This window comes from Enterobacter sp. BNK-34, assembly GCF_048684445.1.
GTDB lineage: Bacteria > Pseudomonadota > Gammaproteobacteria > Enterobacterales > Enterobacteriaceae > Enterobacter > Enterobacter pseudoroggenkampii.
This window is the reverse complement of record NZ_JBLQUA010000001.1, coordinates 498,833-513,512: the sequence shown is the minus strand read 5'-3', so window position 1 is coordinate 513,512 and position 14,680 is coordinate 498,833. Positions and strand designations below refer to the sequence as shown.

Below are 14,680 nucleotides of genomic sequence, written 5' to 3'. Positions count from 1 at the left end.
AACCTTTAAAGCGAGGGCGTACTTATATTTTTGCCGCTGCCTCTCAGTGCGGCTGCCGGGGGCTTCCCGATCGATATTCGGCACTTAAGCCGTTAAATTTCTTTATTTCTTCGCCAGTTCCTGGTTAATCATCCAGAGCTCCCGGCGTTCTTCGCTGCTTAAACCGTGTGTGCGCTCGCGAGCTATCAACTCTTCCTGGCGCAGCTCAAGCATCGAATCAAACATATGGTTGAGTGAGTCGGTGAACGTTTTTTCTGCAATATCCTTATCTGCTATATCGTCCCACATCGACAATTTTTCAAGGGTAGCGGCCTCTTTTGTGCCGCGATAATGTTCTAAAAGTTGTCCGGTGGTCAGACCTGGCTGTGATAAACACGTGTTGACCAGTTCTGAAAATAAGCCAAGTCCGGGCAATTTTTCGTGGTTCAAACCCGCCAGCGACGGCACCTGTGGCGCCAGTTCGGGGTTTTGCACCAGTAACCCTATAAGTATACGCATGGTTGTGCGTTTTAGCTGAGGCGCGGGGCGAACCGCGCCGTTTTCAGCCTGTTTAGGCATTAAACGTTCAAGCTGGCTGTCATCCAGAATGCCGAGCTTGTTGCCTAACTCCTGACGCAGATAGATGCGCAGCGTTTCGCCGGGCACCTGACTGATTAACGGCAGCGCCAGCGTGCTGAGCTGCGCGCGCCCGTCAGGGGTACTCAAATCGACCTGCGGCATCAGGCTGTTAAACAAAAACGTGGAGAGCGGCTGAGCCTGCTCCATCCGCGCTTCAAACGCCGCTTTGCCCTCTTTACGCACCAGCGTATCCGGGTCTTCACCGTCGGGCAGAAACATAAAGCGTAGCTGACGCCCGTCGGTCATATAGGGTAGCGCGGTTTCCAGCGCGCGCCAGGCGGCGTCGCGTCCTGCGCGGTCACCGTCGTAACAGCAAATCACGTTGTTGGTCACGCGGAACAGCAGTTGAATGTGATCCGCTGTCGTGGACGTTCCTAACGACGCAACCGCGTAGTTGATGTCGTACTGCGCCAGTGCCACGACGTCCATATAGCCTTCGACGACCAGAAGACGCGGAGGTTCCGCGTTATCCTGCTGCGCCTCATAAAGACCGTAAAGCTGGCGGCCTTTATGGAAAATATCGGTTTCCGGGGAGTTGAGGTACTTCGGCAGGGCATCACCCAGCACGCGACCACCAAAACCAATTACCCGGCCTCGCTTGTCGCGGATTGGGAACATCACCCGTTCGCGGAAGCGATCGTAGCTTCGTCCCTGGTCATTGGTGACCAGCATGCCTGCATCGATAAGAGACTTACGATCTTCGCTATTGCCGCCAAAACGCTTTAACACGTTGTCCCAGCCGGGCGGGGCGTAGCCAATAGCGAAACGCGCAATGACATCGTCGCTCAGTCCGCGCTTGTTCAGATACTGACGCGCAGGCTCAGCCGCAGAGTGCTTAAGAGACTGTTGGTAAAACGAATTCAGGCCATCCATCAGTTGATACAGCGTTTGCCGTTGATGGCGCTCGATCTGACTTGGCCCACTGCCTGCTTCATACGGCACTTCAAGGTTATGCATCGCCGCCAGCTCTTCGACGGTTTCAACGAACTCGAGCTTGTCGTAGTTCATCAAAAAATCGACGGCATTACCGTGTGCGCCACAGCCGAAGCAATGGTAGAACTGCTTTTCACCGTTTACGGTGAAGGAGGGGGTTTTTTCGTTATGGAACGGACAGCACGCATGGTAGTTCTTGCCCTGCTTTTTCAGCTTTACCCGCGCGTCGATGAGATCGACGATGTCGGTTCTGGCAAGCAGGTCATTGATGAAAACGCGTGGGATTCTTCCGGCCATATGCCCCAAAATTTTAAGCGACTTATAAACGAAAACAAGCCGCGCATTCCTTCCGGAAGCACGGCCTTACGACTATTACTCTGTCTGTCAATTGAGGGCTGAGGCCCTCAACCAATTAGTACAGACGAGTACGGCGTGCGTTTTCGCGAGCCAGTTTCTTCGCGTGACGTTTCACAGCGGAAGCTTTAGCGCGCTTACGTTCGGTCGTTGGTTTTTCATAAAACTCACGACGACGAACTTCAGCCAGAACACCTGCTTTCTCGCATGAACGTTTGAAGCGACGCAGTGCTACGTCGAACGGCTCGTTTTCACGTACTTTAATTACCGGCATGTAACTCTCACCTTTAATAAATTCGGTTTGCCGCTGGCATCAACGCCAGCTTATTTCAAAATGGTGCGGAATTTTACTGCAAATGCTGCTGCTTTGTAAAGCACCGATGCGATTTTGAAAGGGACTTTAATAAGGGTGAGGAGTATACACGAGCCTTCTTCCTGGGGCGAACAAAGTTTTACATCAACCCGCCCAGGCTCTACACTGCGCGGTATTGAAACGAGGTAAAACAAGTCATGCGTGTACTGGGTATTGAAACATCCTGCGATGAAACCGGCATCGCCATTTACGACGACGAAAAAGGGCTTCTGGCCAACCAGCTGTATAGTCAGGTGAAATTGCACGCTGACTACGGCGGCGTCGTGCCTGAACTGGCCTCTCGTGACCACGTGCGTAAAACGGTTCCCCTGATTCAGGCGGCGCTGAAAGAAGCAGGATTAACGGCAAAAGAGATTGATGCAGTGGCGTATACCGCAGGCCCGGGCCTGGTCGGCGCGCTGCTGGTTGGCGCAACGGTTGGCCGTTCGCTGGCCTTCGCGTGGGATGTGCCGGCGATCCCGGTTCATCATATGGAAGGGCACCTTCTGGCGCCGATGCTGGAAGAGAATCCGCCTGAATTTCCGTTTGTGGCGCTGCTGGTCTCCGGCGGTCACACGCAGCTGATTAGCGTCACGGGCATTGGCAAGTACGAGCTGCTGGGCGAGTCGATCGACGATGCCGCCGGTGAAGCGTTCGACAAAACTGCCAAGCTGCTGGGGCTGGATTACCCTGGCGGCCCGATGCTGTCGAAAATGGCGTCACAGGGAACGGAAGGGCGCTTTGTCTTCCCGCGTCCGATGACCGACCGTCCGGGGCTGGACTTCAGCTTCTCCGGGCTGAAAACCTTCGCGGCCAATACGATCCGCAATAACGATGACAGCGAGCAGACCCGCGCCGATATCGCCCGCGCGTTTGAAGATGCGGTGGTGGATACGCTGATGATCAAGTGCAAGCGCGCGCTGGATCAGACCGGCTTCAAGCGTCTGGTGATGGCGGGCGGCGTGAGCGCCAACCGTACGCTGCGCGCGAAGCTCGCCGAGATGATGCAAAAGCGTCGCGGGGAAGTGTTCTATGCCCGTCCGGAATTCTGTACCGATAACGGGGCGATGATCGCCTACGCGGGTATGGTGCGCCTGAACGCTGGCGTAACGTCCGACCTGAGCGTGTCCGTGCGTCCGCGCTGGCCGCTGGCGGAACTGCCTGAGGCGTGAGTTTTTTTGTCCGGTGGCGCTGCGCTTACCGGGTCTACGGTTTTGTAAGCCGGGTCAGGCGAAGCCGCCACCCGGCAACAAACCGCACTACACCCGCAGCATCCCTTTCTCTTCCAGAAACGCAATAATCGTCGCTAAACCGTCCCCCGCCTTCAGGTTGGTAAAGGTCCATGGACGCTCGCCGCGCATGCGGTTGGTATCGCGCTCCATCACCTCCAGCGACGCACCGACGTACGGCGCGAGATCGGTTTTGTTGATCACCAGAAAATCGGATTTGGTGATCCCCGGCCCGCCCTTGCGCGGGATTTTTTCCCCTTCGGCCACGTCGATCACGTAAATAGTCAAATCCGCCAGCTCCGGGCTGAACGTCGCGCTCAGGTTATCGCCGCCGCTTTCAACGAAGATCAGATCCAGATTGCCGAACTTCTCGCTGAGCGCTTCCACCGCCGCCAGGTTCATTGAGGCGTCTTCGCGGATGGCGGTATGCGGGCAGCCGCCGGTCTCCACGCCCACAATGCGCTCCGGCGCCAGCGCGCCCGCTTCGGTCAGGATGCGTTGATCCTCTTTGGTGTAGATATCGTTGGTTACCACCGCAAGATGGTAGGTATCGCGCATCGCCTTGCAGAGCGCTTCCAGCAGCGCGGTTTTGCCCGACCCTACCGGGCCACCCACGCCCACGCGCAGGGGATGTTTGTAATCAGCCATGTTGACTCCTCAGGAACGGAATAGTCGTGAATATTGGGTTTCGTGGCGCGCGGAGGCGATGGCGGACAGCGGCGTTGCTGCCCCCAGCGCGTCGTCGCGACGTAAAAATGCCTGTTCAAAACCAGCGGCGTAGTGGTCGCTCAGTTCGATAATCAGCTGCTGTGCGGCCTGCTGCCCAAAAGGCACCAGCTTGACGCCTGCCATCACCGCGCTCTCAATCCAGCTGTATCCCAGGCTCAGCGCCAGCTCGCGCACGTTAATGCCCCAGCGTACGCCGAGCCAGGCCATGCCGCAGAGCTGGCTTTGCATAAACAGCGGCAGCCATTCGGGCGGACAGTCAGGTTCCCAGCTCTTAATCAGTCGCGTAAAGGCCGCCCCACGGTTGCGCTCCTCTTCGCGCAGCTCGCGCGTTTCACGGCAGGCGAGAAGGTATGCCGTCCAGCGTTTTGCATTTGTAAGAGAGGATTGCTCACAGGCCTGATAAAGACGGATAAACAGCGGCAGATCGACGCAGAAAAAGCTCTGCTCCATCTGCTGTATTTGCCAGCGTTTAAAGGCCCCGGCGTCCGTGACCCAGCCCGACTCAACGGCCCACTCCAGCCCCTGGGACCAGGTAAACGACCCGACCGGCAGGCTGCTGCTGGAGAGCTGCATCAGGCGCAGCCTCTGGCGGGCGTGCTCCATCAGCTCATCAGCGCCAGCAGGGCGGAGACAATCAGCCCGCCGCCGAAGGTTTTACGCAGACCGTCGTGACGGCGCAGCAGCAGCCCTGCGGCAAAGCTGGCGCACAGCACCGCGGCGCTGGCCAGCATAAAGCCGCTGGTGAAGAGCCAGAAGCTGTGGCCGGACATCTCCACGCCGTGCGCCCAGCCGTGGAACATCGCCAGGGCAGGCACCGCCAGCAGCAGACGATTTTCCGTTTTAAACATCATCACGCCGCTGACCGCCAGCGAGGCGATAATCAGCATCTCCATGCCGCTAAAGCCGCCGAGCAGGCTGCCCGCAATGGCGCCGACAAGCATCATCCCGAGGGTGGCAAACGGCAGCAGGAGTTTGCGGCCGCTCAGCGCCGAGAGCACGCCTGCACCGGTCAGCATCAGGAGATGATCGAGCCCGGTCAGCGGGTGGAAAAAACCGGCCTGAAAGCTGTCGGCACCGTGGCCGGGATGCGCGAGCGCGGGAACGGAAAAAGCCAGCAGTAACAGCGGTAAATACTTGCGCATGATGGATCCTTAATGTGAATGAGCGTGAGAATGGCCGTGGCTGTGGGCACCGCTGGTATAAGCGCCCGCTTCCGGTTCAAACGGCAGGCTGGCGTAGCCCACGTCCAGCCCGAACTGGCGCAGCATGTCGTCGAGAACGTGGTCGTGGTGATAGCGCAGCTCGCCGGGCATGATCTGCAGCGGCACGTGGCGGTTGCCCAGGTGGAAGCAGGCGCGGGCGAGCAGGAACGGATCGGCACAGCGCACCACGGAAACCGACTCCGGGGCGGCGATCACTTCAATCACCTCGCTGCCGTCGTCGGTAGTCAGCAGGTCGCCCCCGCGCAGCAGCAGGCCGCGCGGCAGCATCAGCCCGGCTTCGCGGCCGTCGTTCAGCGCCACGCGGGCGCGGCTTTTCACCCGCACGTCAATCGGCAGCGTGACGCTGGCGGTAGTCTGATGCGCATGGTCCAGGCGTTGGGTTAAATAGATCATCATCACTCCTCAAAACAGGAAATAGCGTTGCGCCATCGGCAGAACGTCAGCCGGTTCGCTGGTAATCAGTTCGCCGTCGACGCGCACCTCGTAGGTTTGCGAGTCGACGGTGATATTCGGCTGCAGCCCGTTGTGGATCATGTCCGCCTTTTTCACCGTCCGGCAGCCTTTTACCACCGCGGTGGCGCTTTGCAGGTTGAGCTGCTGCGGGATACCGTTCGCACTGGCCGCCTGCGAGACAAACGTCAGTCGGGTGGCGTGGCGCGCGGCGCCCAGCGCGCCAAACATCGGGCGGTAATGCACCGGCTGCGGCGTGGGGATTGAGGCGTTGATATCCCCCATCGGCGCGCAGGCGATCATCCCGCCCTTGACGATGGTGGCGGGTTTGACGCCGAAGAACGCCGGAGACCAGACGACCAGATCCGCCAGCTTGCCCGCCTCAATCGAACCGACCTCATGGGCGATACCGTGGGTCAACGCCGGGTTGATGGTGTATTTGGCGACATAGCGCTTCACGCGGAAGTTATCGTTCTCGCCGGTCTCTTCCGGCAGCGCGCCGCGCTGGACCTTCATGCGGTGCGCGACCTGCCAGGTGCGGATAATCACTTCCCCGACGCGGCCCATGGCCTGAGAGTCTGACGAGGTGAGCGAGAACGCGCCGATGTCGTGCAGCACGTCTTCGGCGGCGATGGTCTCCCGGCGAATGCGGGATTCGGCAAACGCCACGTCCTCGGCGATATCCGGATCGAGGTGATGGCAAACCATCAGCATGTCGAGATGCTCGTCGATGGTATTCACCGTGTAGGGCAGGGTCGGGTTGGTGGAGGAGGGCAGAATATTCGGGTGCGCACAGGCAGTGATGATATCCGGCGCGTGGCCACCGCCCGCCCCTTCGGTGTGGAAGGTGTGGATTGTGCGCCCGCCAATGGCGGCCAGCGTATCTTCGACAAACCCGGACTCGTTCAGCGTGTCGCTGTGCAGCGCCACCTGAATGTCCATCTCTTCGGCCACCTCCAGCGAGCAGTTGATCGCCGCAGGCGTCGCGCCCCAGTCTTCGTGGATTTTAAGCCCGATGGCACCCGCGGCAATCTGCTCGCGCAGGGCATCCGGACTGGAGCCGTTACCTTTGCCGAGCAGGCCGATATTCACCGGCAGCGTATCGGCAGCCTGCAGCATGCGGGCGATATACCACGGCCCCGGCGTACAGGTGGTGGCGTTGGTGCCCGCCGCCGGTCCGGTGCCGCCGCCGATCATGGTGGTGACGCCGGAGACCAGCGCCTCTTCCGCCTGCTGCGGGCAGATCCAGTGGATGTGGGTGTCGATCCCGCCGGCGGTGACGATCTTCCCCTCGGAGGCAATCACTTCCGTTGCCGCGCCAATCGGGATCGTCACGCCGGGCTGAATGTCCGGGTTTCCGGCTTTGCCAACGGCGAAGATCCGCCCGTCCTTGACGCCGATATCGGCTTTTACGATCCCCCAGTGATCGACGATCAGCGCGTTGGTGAGAACCAGATCCACGCAGCCGTCAGCGGTCATCTGCCCCTGGCCCATTCCGTCGCGGATCACCTTTCCGCCGCCGAATTTGACCTCTTCGCCGTAGACCGTGAGATCGTCTTCCACTTCGATCCACAGCTCGCTGTCGGCCAGCCGCACTTTATCCCCGGTGGTGGGGCCAAACATATCGGCATAGGCCCGGCGCGAAATCTCAGCCATGTTTCACCTCGCCCATCACCTCGCCGCGAAAGCCGACAATGCGCTGCGCCCCCGCGACCTGAACCAGCGTGACTTCCCGCTTCTGGCCGGGCTCGAAGCGCACGGCGGTACCCGCCGGGATGTTCAGCCGGTAGCCTCGGGTCACCTCACGATCAAACTTCAGCGCCGGGTTGACCTCGTAAAAGTGGTAGTGCGATCCGACCTGGATCGGCCTGTCGCCGTGGTTTTCAACAATCACGGCTTGGGTTTCGCGCCCGACGTTGATCGCAATCGCGCCGGGCTGGATCTGATATTCGCCAGGGATCATCATGTGCTCCTTAGACGATCGGGTTATGGACGGTGACGAGCTTCGATCCGTCCGGGAAGGTGGCTTCGACCTGAATATCCGGGATCATCTCCGGCACGCCCTCCATCACCTGGTCGCGCCTCAGGACGTGGCGGCCTGCCTCCATCAGCGAGGCGACGGTTTCACCATCGCGCGCGCCTTCCATGATGAAGGCGCTGATCAGCGCGACTGATTCCGGGTAATTGAGCTTTACCCCGCGCGCAAGGCGGCGTTCGGCAACCAGCGCGGCGGTGAACAGCAACAGCTTGTCTTTTTCTCTGGGGGTCAGTTCCATAACGTTTCTCTTATGTCTGCCAGATACGCGGCGAACAGGCGGTTTTGGTGGTGAGAAGCGGGCGAAGCGACTGCCAGACGTCGCGCATCACCCGCTGACAAATCAGGTTATCGTGGGAGAGAAAACGCACCGACAGCAGGCCATCGGTGAGCGTTGCACCTGCATAATTTTCCAGCGGTGCGAGGCGTTCACGCACCGCGTCGAGATGTTCTTCCCGGGCAGGGTAGAACAGCAGCGTGCCGAGCCACGGATGCCCGGCGACGGGCGTGAGATCGCCGTCGCCAAGGTGCTGACGCTCAATCAGGCGCGGCTCGTCATCTACCCACACCTCAAGACGGCTCTCCAGCGTGCCGTGACTGAAGGTTTCGTTTATCACCGGGCGGCCCAGGCAGTACAGCTCCCACGCCAGCAGCGTGCTGGAGGCCTTCAGATGAAAAACGGAGCGCAGCGCGGCATTCGCGCCGGGAAAAATAATCGTGTCCTGCGGCAGCCACTCCAGGGTGGAATTTTCCTCGAGATAAAAATGCTGATTCAGGCGAGCCTGTGGGCCGCTGCTGCGATAGAACTTGCTGGCACCGGGCATGGTGATAAGCGCATGGCTTTTGGCGTCCAGACGCACGGTGATATCCAGCGTATCGCCGCCCACAACCCCGCCCGGCGGGTGCAGCAGATAAAGGTGGCAGGTTTCCCCTTCGGGGTAAAACGGACGCTGAACGGTAAGCGGCCCGACGTGGTGGGCGGAGTGCAGGAGGGTTTTCTCAGGGGTGTGACAAAACAGCAGGGCAAGCGATGCCTGCCAGCCTTTGTACGAATTATCAGTGACCTGAGCTGCTAACATGCTGCATCCATTTCCACACCATCGGGATACGTTTCAGTATGCCCTGGCGGAAATGAAGGCTGTCATACGAGTCGCTTATGGATAAAAAACCGGCTCTTGTGAGCCGGTTTGCGGGACTAGCGGTAATCCTCCGCATCCACATCATACCCGGAAGGCTCCCAGCGGATTGCCAGCAGCGAGGCCAGGCCGATAAACGGCGCCAGGGCAATTACCCAGAACACGGCGGTATCCAGCGAGGCGACCAGCAGCGGGAACAGGAACAGCGACAGCGTCGAGCTGCTGCGCATCAGCGTCTGGTTGAGACCCACACCCACGCCGCGCAGCGAGGTCGGGTAGCTCAGCGAGGCGAACGTCATGGTATGCGCGCCCGGGCCAAAGCCCTGACCGAACAGGAATAGCGCCAGCATCGCGACGGCGAGCACCCCTTCAGAGGCGCCTTCAGGGCGGCCAATCAGCGCCAGTCCCAGCAGCGCGAGCAGCTGGCAGGCATAACCCGCAAGCGACATCCGCCAGGCGCCGAAGCGCGGTACGTAGCGTACCGCCAGCAGTCCGCCAACGAAGGCAAACAGCAGGTTAAGCGCCAGAGATATCAGGATGGTGGTCAGCATTGACTGGACAAAGAAGCTGGAGATGATCACCGGCAGGCCAAACGCCACGGCGTTATAGGCAAACGAAGAGACGACGGAAAGCAGCGTGGCGAGCGTCGTGCGGCGTAAGTAGATGCCGCGGAACAGGTTCAGATAGTTTGACCATTTCGCTTTATTCACGACAGGGGCCGGCTGGCTCAGCGCATCCTGCGGCACGTGGGCATTGATGTTATACGACTGGCGTAAAATGGACGCCGCCTCTTTCAGGTTGCCCTGATTCGCCGCCCAGACCGGAGATTCGCTCATATAGCGGCTGCGGATGGCGATAATCACCAGCGCGGGCACGGCGCCAAAGCCGAGAATCAAACGCCACAGCCAGTCGCTGTGGCTTTCCGGCAGCACGGCGTAGAAGAAAAGCACCAGCAGGTAGGAGATACTGATGGCGGCATACCAGGTGGGGCACCACATCGCGACGCTGGAGGCCTTATTGCCGGGCCCTTTCAGCCTGGCGAACTCGCTTAAAAACGCCATCGCCACGGGAAGATCGATCCCGACCCCGAGCCCCATCACAAAGCGGGCGCCCGCGAGCACATATTCGTTCGGGGCCAGTGCACAGGCGATGGCGGCCACCACGAAGAACACCATATCAGCCATAAAAACGCGGTAGCGCCCGATTTTATCCGTGAGATAGCCGCCAAGCAGCGCCCCGACAATGGCGCCAAAGGTAATCGCCGAGGCCACCATACCGGTACCGGTGGGCGTCAGGTTAAATTCGCGGGTGATGTCTTTAATGCCAAATGCCAGCGCGCCCAGATCGTAGGCATCGAGGAAAATGCCGCCCAGCGCGATACCGACTACGATACGGGCGTTTGCCCGGCCCTGAGAACCGTCATTAACGAGGCGTGATACATCCGATGCACTGCGCACCCACTGGATGTCGCCATCAGGGGGAATACCTGCCGTTGAAAGGGGAGTAGATTCTGTGATTTCAGTCATTTTTTTCTTATGTGGTTGTGTTGTGTTCCTAACAGTTACCACAGGCAGAAGGTGACCAAAATCACATTTGGCTATAAGGCATAACTAACCCCTCGGAGCGTCTTTTTTCTTCCTCTTGAGCTTCGTCCAGATTTTGGTCTCCTGACGACGCCACAGGCGCTGGATATTGTCGTGATGACGCAGCAGGATAAGGCAGGAGAGCATCGACACCGGGAAGGTGAACTGGGGTTTGAACCACCAGACGTAGAACGGGGCGATCAGCGCGCTGACGATAGCGCCCAGCGACGAATAGCCGCTCAGAAGAATGGTCAGAAGCCAGGTCCCGGCCATGACGCCGGTTAAGTCCCAGCCAATGGGGGCAATGGCACCAAAGGCGGTCGCCACACCTTTGCCGCCTTTAAAGCCGAAGAATACGGGCCAGATGTGGCCGACGCAGGCAGCAATAGCAATGAGCCCCAGCCAGAACGGCGTGACGCCCAGCGCATACGCGCCCCAGACGGGTAGCATCCCTTTCAGAACATCAAAAATCAAAACCGCTACGGCTGCTCCCTTGCCGCCAATTCGTAGTACGTTGGTCGCCCCCGGATTCCCGGAACCATTTTCACGCGGGTCAGGTAACCCGGCAATGCGGCAGACCAGAATGGCGCTGGAGATTGAGCCGCAAAGATAGGCGAGGAGGATCATTCCAGGCGCGATTGCACTCATAACGCTGTTCCGTTTTGAAAATGTATCTGTATTCTCAGCATCTGTGGATAATACGCATAATTCGCCGGAAGTGGTATCCGGTTTAGCCAAAAAGCAGGCAGGTCGTGATGGATATTGTATTTATAGAGCAACTTTCGGTAATCACCACTATTGGTGTTTACGACTGGGAACAGACCATCGAGCAGAAACTGGTGTTCGATATCGAAATGGGCTGGGATAACCGCAAATCGGCAAAAAGCGATGACGTGAACGACTGTCTGAGCTATGCCGACATCAGTGAAACGGTCATCAGCCATGTGGAAGGGCAACGTTTTGCGCTGGTCGAACGGGTGGCTGAAGAAGTCGCAGAATTGCTGCTGAAAAAATTTAACTCACCGTGGGTGCGCATCAAGCTGAGTAAACCGGGCGCGGTGGCGCGCGCCGCCAACGTTGGCGTCATCATTGAGCGTGGCACAAATCTGAAAGGCAAGAATTAACGTCATAATTGCTAAACCAATTTAGGTTATACCGGTCTCAGGACTGTATCTTATCGGTTGTCCGTATGGGACACCGTTTTTTTATATCTTTTTAGGGGTTTATAGATGAGCGATATGCACTCGCTGCTGGTGGCGGCAATACTGGGTGTGGTCGAAGGATTGACGGAGTTTTTGCCGGTGTCCAGTACGGGCCATATGATTATCGTTGGCCATCTGCTGGGCTTTGAAGGCGATACCGCCAAAACGTTCGAAGTGGTGATCCAACTGGGGTCTATTCTGGCGGTGGTGGTGATGTTCTGGCGCCGTCTGTTTGGCCTGATCGGCATCCATTTTGGCCGTCCGCCGCAGCACGAAGGGATGAGTAAAGGTCGCCTGTCGCTGATCCATATTCTGCTCGGGATGATACCTGCGGTGGTGCTGGGCCTGGTTTTCCACGACGCCATCAAATCGCTGTTTAACCCAATTAACGTGATGTACGCGCTGGTGGTGGGGGGCTTCCTGCTGATCGCCGCGGAAGTGCTGAAGCCAAAAACGCCGCGCGCGGAAGGTCTGGACGATATGACGTATCGTCAGGCGTTTATCATTGGTTGCTTCCAGTGTCTGGCGCTGTGGCCGGGCTTCTCGCGTTCAGGCGCTACCATCTCCGGCGGGATGCTGATGGGCGTAAGCCGTTACGCCGCGTCAGAGTTCTCGTTCCTGCTGGCGGTGCCGATGATGATGGGCGCCACTGTACTCGACGTCTATAAGAGCTATCACTTCCTGACGGCTGGCGACATTCCGATGTTCGCCGTTGGCTTCATCACCGCGTTTATCGTGGCGCTGATTGCCATCAAAACCTTCCTGCAGTTGATTAAGCGTATCTCGTTTATTCCGTTCGCGATCTATCGCTTTATCGTCGCGGCTGCGGTGTACGTGGTCTTCTTCTGACCGATGGCCCTCAGTCTTTTGGCTGAGGGCAATGCTTTTCTTTCCAGTCAGACACCGCCTGAATTCGCCGTTTCGTGAGTTCTTCGCGAATTTCCGGTCCTTTGAATCCCGCCTCGACAACGTCCTTCGTGGGCACCGCTTTCGCCACCTCCCAGGCTTTACGCAGTAAACGTCCCTGCGGGTAGTCGCACGCTTCAAACCCGGTACGCCCGCGCACGTCAGCTTCGCTGGTCAGCGCGATTTGCTCTACGCGCTGGGGTTTGCGCCAGGCGTCGATATTATCGAAAAGCTTAACGATGGTGGCCGGTTTCAGGATGGGGAAGGTATGGATCAGATCGTGGAATTCGGCCACCAGTTTCGCCAGATCGCGGATCTCGTTCGGCACGCGCAGACGCTGGCACAGCCCCTCGACCAGCTTCACCCCTGCCGGACCGTGTCCGTGGTGGCGAGGCCAGAATTCTTTTGGCGTTAAGCCTTTGCCGAGATCGTGGCACAGGGTGGAAAAGCGAACGTCCACGTCAGGGCTGAGCATGGCCGCCATGCTCAGGGTCATCAGCGTGTGTATGCCGGTATCAATTTCCGGGTGCCATTTTGCCGGGGCAGGTACGCCAAACAGCGCGTCTATTTCCGGGAACAGCACCTTCAGCGCGCCGCAGTCGCGCAGGACCTGGAAAAAGACCTGCGGGTTACGCGTGGTGAGCGCATTTTCCGTCTCTTTCCAGACGCGCTCTGGCGTCAGGTGTTCAAGCTCGCCCGCCTCGGTCATGGCGGTCATCAGCGCCATTGTCTCATCGGCAATACGGAAACTGAGATGGGCGTAACGCGCGGCAAAGCGCGCCACGCGCAGCACGCGGAGCGGATCTTCAGAAAACGCCGGGGAGACGTGACGTAAAAGACGGTTGCGCAGATCGTCCTGACCGCCATAGGCGTCTACGATCTGCCCGTGCTCGTCCTGCGCCAGCGCGTTGATGGTGAGATCGCGGCGCAGGAGATCTTGCTCCAGCGTCACGTCCGGCGCGGCATAGCAGGTGAAGCCCGTATAGCCCGAGCCCGATTTCCGCTCGGTACGCGCCAGGGCATACTCTTCACGGCTTTTCGGGTGCAGGAACACGGGAAAATCGCGGCCTACCTGCTGGTAGCCCGCGTCGAGCATCTCTTCAGGGGTGGCGCCAACCACCACCCAGTCTTTATCTTTGACCGGCAGACCTAACAACGCATCACGTACCGCACCACCGACCAGATAACTCTTCACGCCCAACTCTCCCGTTTTCTCTTTTCCAGAATGATACGTAAGTCTGGCAGAGAAGACGAATTAGTTCATCCAGCGGTCTTTACGCTTACGGCTTGGGATCAGATGCGGCAGGACCAGACCCAGTACCAGACCCACGCCCAGCACGCCACCGCCATACATAAACCACTGCATGATAATGGTGCGCTGTTTGTCGTCGAGCTGCAGGTTGGCGGCATTCACTTTCTTCTGCGCGACAATCAGCTCGTTTTTCAGTTTCTGGTTCTCTTCTTTCAGGCCGTTAATCACACCGTCGCTTTGCGCCACTTTCTGCTGCATTTCAGCGGTGCGCTGGTTCCAGGTGCCGTCGATGTTGTTCAGCTTGTCGGTCAGGGTCTTCACCTGGTTTTCCAGATCCGGCACGCGCGTGCGCAGGCTTGGCACGGTGCTCAACTCTTTCAGCGGGATCCAGGAAGTACGACCGGTACTGTCGCGAACCTGACCGTAGTTGGTGTCCGCATTGGTTTGTAACAGGGTGACTTCCTCGCCGGCATTTACCGTGCCCACGAGGCGATAATTATCTCCGGGGCCACTGCGTACCCAGGTGTTCAGTTCGTCAGAAACGTAACGCTTTTCTTCAGCGTGCACGGCGGTTGCGGCGCTAAAAGCGAGTAAAGTAAGTCCAATCAGGCGTAATTTAAGCATCATTAGTCGTTATTTTCATAAATAGTGGAACGATAGTAGTGGCAACAGTGTCTC

At 58.6% G+C, this 14,680-nt stretch carries 17 protein-coding genes; 3 read left to right on the top strand and 14 right to left on the bottom strand.

The window, feature by feature from the left end; genetic code table 11:
* Nucleotides 1–102: 102 nt before the first annotated feature.
* Complete coding sequence (gene dnaG, locus ACMGG5_RS02590) at nucleotides 103–1,848, bottom strand: DNA primase (protein WP_023294585.1); 1,746 nt, start codon at nucleotides 1,846–1,848, stop codon at nucleotides 103–105.
* 115 nt (nucleotides 1,849–1,963) lie between these two features.
* Complete coding sequence (gene rpsU, locus ACMGG5_RS02585; protein WP_001144069.1) at nucleotides 1,964–2,179, bottom strand: 30S ribosomal protein S21; 216 nt, start codon at nucleotides 2,177–2,179, stop codon at nucleotides 1,964–1,966.
* A gap of 236 nt (nucleotides 2,180–2,415) precedes the next feature.
* Here rpsU and tsaD point away from each other — a divergent pair, with 236 nt between their 5' ends.
* A complete protein-coding gene (gene tsaD / locus ACMGG5_RS02580; RefSeq protein ID WP_420277467.1) occupies nucleotides 2,416–3,429 on the top strand; it encodes a tRNA (adenosine(37)-N6)-threonylcarbamoyltransferase complex transferase subunit TsaD in 1,014 nt (337 codons plus the stop codon).
* Between the two features lie 87 nt (nucleotides 3,430–3,516).
* On the opposite strand, the gene ureG is transcribed toward tsaD, so the two are convergent.
* The 10 genes from ureG to plsY form a co-directional block, all read right to left on the bottom strand.
* Nucleotides 3,517–4,134, bottom strand: coding sequence for an urease accessory protein UreG (gene ureG, locus ACMGG5_RS02575; RefSeq protein WP_024906473.1), 618 nt, complete (start codon nucleotides 4,132–4,134; stop codon nucleotides 3,517–3,519).
* A 9-nt stretch (nucleotides 4,135–4,143) separates the two neighbouring features.
* Nucleotides 4,144–4,818 (bottom strand): urease accessory protein UreF, encoded by a 675-nt coding sequence (locus ACMGG5_RS02570; RefSeq protein WP_420277465.1) that lies wholly within the window; start codon nucleotides 4,816–4,818, stop codon nucleotides 4,144–4,146.
* Complete coding sequence (locus tag ACMGG5_RS02565; protein WP_032650274.1) at nucleotides 4,818–5,357, bottom strand: HupE/UreJ family protein; 540 nt, start codon at nucleotides 5,355–5,357, stop codon at nucleotides 4,818–4,820. The genes ACMGG5_RS02570 and ACMGG5_RS02565 overlap by 1 nt, the downstream gene beginning before the upstream one ends.
* A 9-nt stretch (nucleotides 5,358–5,366) precedes the next feature.
* Nucleotides 5,367–5,831, bottom strand: coding sequence for an urease accessory protein UreE (gene ureE, locus ACMGG5_RS02560; RefSeq protein ID WP_420278596.1), 465 nt, complete (start codon nucleotides 5,829–5,831; stop codon nucleotides 5,367–5,369).
* 9 nt (nucleotides 5,832–5,840) lie between these two features.
* Complete coding sequence (gene ureC, locus ACMGG5_RS02555; protein WP_407820992.1) at nucleotides 5,841–7,544, bottom strand: urease subunit alpha; 1,704 nt, start codon at nucleotides 7,542–7,544, stop codon at nucleotides 5,841–5,843.
* Nucleotides 7,537–7,851 (bottom strand): urease subunit beta, encoded by a 315-nt coding sequence (locus ACMGG5_RS02550; protein ID WP_267215636.1) that lies wholly within the window; start codon nucleotides 7,849–7,851, stop codon nucleotides 7,537–7,539. The genes ureC and ACMGG5_RS02550 overlap by 8 nt, the downstream gene beginning before the upstream one ends.
* Nucleotides 7,852–7,861: 10 nt before the next feature.
* On the bottom strand, nucleotides 7,862–8,164 hold the full coding sequence (locus ACMGG5_RS02545; RefSeq protein ID WP_006811999.1) for an urease subunit gamma: 303 nt from the start codon (nucleotides 8,162–8,164) through the stop codon (nucleotides 7,862–7,864).
* Between the two features lie 10 nt (nucleotides 8,165–8,174).
* Nucleotides 8,175–9,002 (bottom strand): urease accessory protein UreD, encoded by an 828-nt coding sequence (locus ACMGG5_RS02540; RefSeq protein WP_420277463.1) that lies wholly within the window; start codon nucleotides 9,000–9,002, stop codon nucleotides 8,175–8,177.
* Nucleotides 9,003–9,118: 116 nt separating this feature from the next.
* Nucleotides 9,119–10,585, bottom strand: a complete 1,467-nt coding sequence (locus ACMGG5_RS02535; protein ID WP_420277462.1) for an MFS transporter — start codon at nucleotides 10,583–10,585, stop codon at nucleotides 9,119–9,121.
* 84 nt (nucleotides 10,586–10,669) lie between these two features.
* Nucleotides 10,670–11,290, bottom strand: coding sequence for a glycerol-3-phosphate 1-O-acyltransferase PlsY (gene plsY, locus ACMGG5_RS02530; RefSeq protein WP_420277460.1), 621 nt, complete (start codon nucleotides 11,288–11,290; stop codon nucleotides 10,670–10,672).
* 107 nt (nucleotides 11,291–11,397) lie between these two features.
* Here plsY and folB point away from each other — a divergent pair, with 107 nt between their 5' ends.
* Nucleotides 11,398–11,766 (top strand): bifunctional dihydroneopterin aldolase/7,8-dihydroneopterin epimerase, encoded by a 369-nt coding sequence (gene folB, locus ACMGG5_RS02525; RefSeq protein WP_420277459.1) that lies wholly within the window; start codon nucleotides 11,398–11,400, stop codon nucleotides 11,764–11,766.
* Nucleotides 11,767–11,871: 105 nt separating this feature from the next.
* On the top strand, nucleotides 11,872–12,693 hold the full coding sequence (bacA, locus tag ACMGG5_RS02520; protein ID WP_024906482.1) for an undecaprenyl-diphosphate phosphatase: 822 nt from the start codon (nucleotides 11,872–11,874) through the stop codon (nucleotides 12,691–12,693).
* A gap of 10 nt (nucleotides 12,694–12,703) precedes the next feature.
* On the opposite strand, the gene ACMGG5_RS02515 is transcribed toward bacA, so the two are convergent.
* Entirely contained in the window at nucleotides 12,704–13,945 is a 1,242-nt protein-coding gene (locus ACMGG5_RS02515) for a multifunctional CCA addition/repair protein (protein ID WP_157189737.1), read from the bottom strand.
* Nucleotides 13,946–14,005: 60 nt separating this feature from the next.
* A complete protein-coding gene (locus ACMGG5_RS02510; protein ID WP_024906484.1) occupies nucleotides 14,006–14,626 on the bottom strand; it encodes a TIGR04211 family SH3 domain-containing protein in 621 nt (206 codons plus the stop codon).
* Between the last annotated feature and the right edge of the window lie 54 nt (nucleotides 14,627–14,680).